The sequence below is a fragment of the Mesorhizobium sp. M7A.F.Ca.US.006.01.1.1 genome (assembly GCF_003997935.1).
Lineage (GTDB): Bacteria > Pseudomonadota > Alphaproteobacteria > Rhizobiales > Rhizobiaceae > Mesorhizobium.
In genome coordinates this window covers 1-3340 of sequence record NZ_RZQL01000420.1, presented here as the reverse complement: position 1 = coordinate 3340, position 3340 = coordinate 1, and the positions used below count along the sequence as shown (strand labels likewise).

Genomic DNA, 3340 nt, shown 5'->3' with positions numbered 1-3340 from the left:
CGCGAAGATCTGGACCCAGGGCGACAACTCGTCCGGCATCTTCGCGCAATCGGTCGGCGGCGGCGGCGGCTCCGGCGGCTTCGCCGGCAGTCTCGGCATCGGGCTGGGCGGCGGCGGATTGGGCGTCAGCGTCGGCGGCAGCGGCGGAGCAGCGTCGAATGCCGGCACGGTCGCTGTCACCAGCTACAACAACATCCTGACCAACGGAAAAGACTCCTTTGGCATCCTGGCGCAATCGGTCGGTGGCGGCGGCGGCAATGGCGGCTTCGCCATCGCGCTCTCGGGCAGCAAGGATCTTGCCGGCAGCGTCGGTGTCGGCGGTTCGGGAACCAGCGGCGGCGACGCCAACATCGTCACCGTCGACAGCCACGGCAATATCGAGACCGATGGCGATGGCTCGCATGCAATCTTCGTGCAATCGGTCGGCGGTGGCGGCGGCAATGGCGGCTTCGCGGTCTCCGGCAGCCTGGGCGGCACGGGCAGCCTGTCGGTGGCTCTCGGCGGTGGTGGCGGCGCCGGCGGCGATGCGAAATCGGTTACCGTCACCAGCACCGGCAATCTGCGCACCGAAGGCGGCAAGGCCGACGGCATCCTGGCGCAGTCGGTGGGCGGCGGCGGCGGCAATGGCGGCTTCACGGGCGCGCTTGCCATCGTCGGCGATGGCGGCGCGATCGGCGTTGGCGTCGGTGGTACTGGCGGCGGTGGCGGCGATGGCGATGTCGTCACGGCCACATCGATCGGCAACATTGTCACCATCAAAGCCAATTCGAACGGCATCCTGGCGCAGTCTGTCGGCGGCGGCGGCGGCGTGGTGACGGCGGGCACCGACGGCATCATCGAAGCCGTCAATGGCGGCAGCGGCAACGGCGGCAAGGTCACCATCAACAGCAATGTCGCCATGGTGATCACCGGCGACAATTCGGTCGGTGTGTTCGGCCAGAGCATCGGCGGCGGCGGCGGCGTTGGCGGCCATGTCGGCAATTTTCTCGGCCTCGAACAGGCCAGCGTGATGCCGACCCCGCAGGGCTTCTCGGGCTCTGCCGGGGGCAGTGGCACGGGCGGCGGCATCGAGTTCACGCAAACGGCGGACCTTGACGTGACCGGCAAGAATTCCTTCGCGCTGATGGAACAGAGCGCCGGCGGCACCAGCAATGGCGACATCAAGGTCACGATCGCCACCGGCGTGAAGATCACCGGTGGCTCCGGTGCGGGTGCCGGCGTCAACTTCAAGGACGGCAACAACAATCTGCTGACCAATAACGGTCTCGTCCGTTCGGTGCTGCTGATCGATGGCTACGCCATGCGCGGCGGCGACGGCAACGACACTTTCGACAATTACTTCGCTACGGTCGGATCGGTCGGGCTCGGCGGCGGTCTCAACACTTTCAACAACAAGGCCACGGCCCTTTACCTGATGGGCGACACGGTCGATCTCGGCCTGACCGGCCAGCTCAACAATGACGGCCTGGCGGCACCCGGCGGGCTCGACCGCGTGATGACCACCGAGGTCAATGGCAGCTGGTCGCAAGCGGCCACCGGCGTCTATCTGCTCGACCTCGATCTCGACCCCGAGGCCGATCGCATCGATGTGACGGGGACGGCTGACGTCAACGGCTTCGTCAACATCAACATCATGGAGCCGGGTGCGGCCTCGCCGGGCAACGAGAACTACATCATCCTGCATGCGCTTGGCGGCGTGACCGACAAGGGTTTGAAGCTGAACTCCATACCGAGCGCGGTGGCGCAGTATTCGCTGAAATATCCCAATCCCGAGGATGTCGTCCTCAATGTCGACATCAATTTCGCCCGCGCCGGCCTGACCGAGAACCAGACGGCGGTGGGTTCGGCGATCAACGCGATCCAGACCGATCTGACGTCGCCGAACTTCACCAAGATCGCCAGTGCGATCTTCTACATTCCGACGCTCGACCAGTTGGGTGCTGTCTACGACACCATCTCGGGCGAGGGCGTCAGCGGCTTCCAGCAGCCGGAGTTTGACGCCAACAGCACCTTCCAGGCGGCCATGAACCGACAGTCGGACGCCTGGCGTATGGGCATGGCCACGGATCCGATGATCCAGTCCGTTGCGGTGCCGGAGACTGCCTACGCGGAACCGCCGGGCAAAGCCAATCCATTCGACGACATGGTGAAGGCTCCCGATGAGCGGCGCTGGAATTACTGGGCCACGGCCGGTGGCAATTCGGGTGTGGTTTCCGGCGACCCGGTCGTCGGCAGCGCCGGTCTTGGCTACAAATCCGGCAATTTTGCCGCCGGCCTCGACTCGCAGGGCGATCCCGACATCCTGATGGGCTTCGCGCTCGGCGGCGTGGCGTCTTCGTTTGCCGTGCCGGATCGTGAAACCTCCGGCAACATCGTCGGCGGCCATGCCGGCGCCTATGGCGCGCGCAAATGGGGCCAGTTCTACATCAACGGCTCGCTGGCGATGGACCTCTACTCCAACACGACCGACCGCTTTACTTCGGTTCCGGGTGCGCCCGATCCGCTCAATCCGGTGCCGGCCATATCGAGGGAGCACTGGACCGGCGATTTCATGAGCGCCGGCTTCGGCACCACGCTTGAGGCCGGCTGGCGGCAGCCGGTGGGCTCAGGCGCCATCACACCCTTTGCCGGGTTGCAATTCTCGGCGCTGTCGATGCAGGGGTTCTCGGAAGAATCAGCTGACGGCGGTGCATTGGGACTGGATTTCGAGCATCGCACCATCATCTCGCTGCCGGTCTCGCTCGGTCTTCAACTCGACACCTCGGTCGCTGTCGGCGAGACCGCGACGCTGCAGGCCTGGGGCCGCGCGGCCTGGCTGCATGAGTTCAGGCCGGACCGCTCTGTCGAACCGACCTTCCAGGCAGCACCGGGCTATGCCTTCGTGGTGCAGGGTGCCGCGGCGGCGCAGGACGCCGTCGCCGTCAACGCCGGCGTCAAGCTGAACTGGAGCAGCAACACATCGGTGTTCGCCACCTTCGACGGCAAGTTCGCCGACCGGGTACAGACCTACGGCGGCAATGTCGGGTTCCGGGTGAACTGGTAGGGCAGGATCGCTGGCCGGCACGGTGCCGGGGGCCTGTCGCAAGCGGACGCGCCCGCTCTCGCGGTTCTCCAGCCGGTGCTGGCCTCGCGCATTTGCCAAAATGCGCGCCTGCGCGTTGGTCAGCCAGCGTAACACTTTTTTTGAAGCCAATGGACCACTGCTCAAAAATGCAACGAACTTTTTAGCCATTCGTTCATTTATGCGTGCTTTCTAATTTAAGCCATGGTCTTGAGTAGCTTCACCCGTGTTCGGCTTGTAATGGACGCCATGCGCCGGAGCACGGGCGCAAATGTCGCC

1 protein-coding gene is annotated in these 3340 nt (G+C 65.1%); it reads left to right on the top strand.

Features of this window, described 5'->3' with window-relative positions; translation table 11 throughout:
• Window positions 1-3043 (top strand): autotransporter domain-containing protein (locus EN943_RS38920; RefSeq protein ID WP_127416523.1); only part of this gene is annotated, 3043 nt, incomplete at its 5' end.
• Window positions 3044-3340 lie beyond the last annotated feature (297 nt).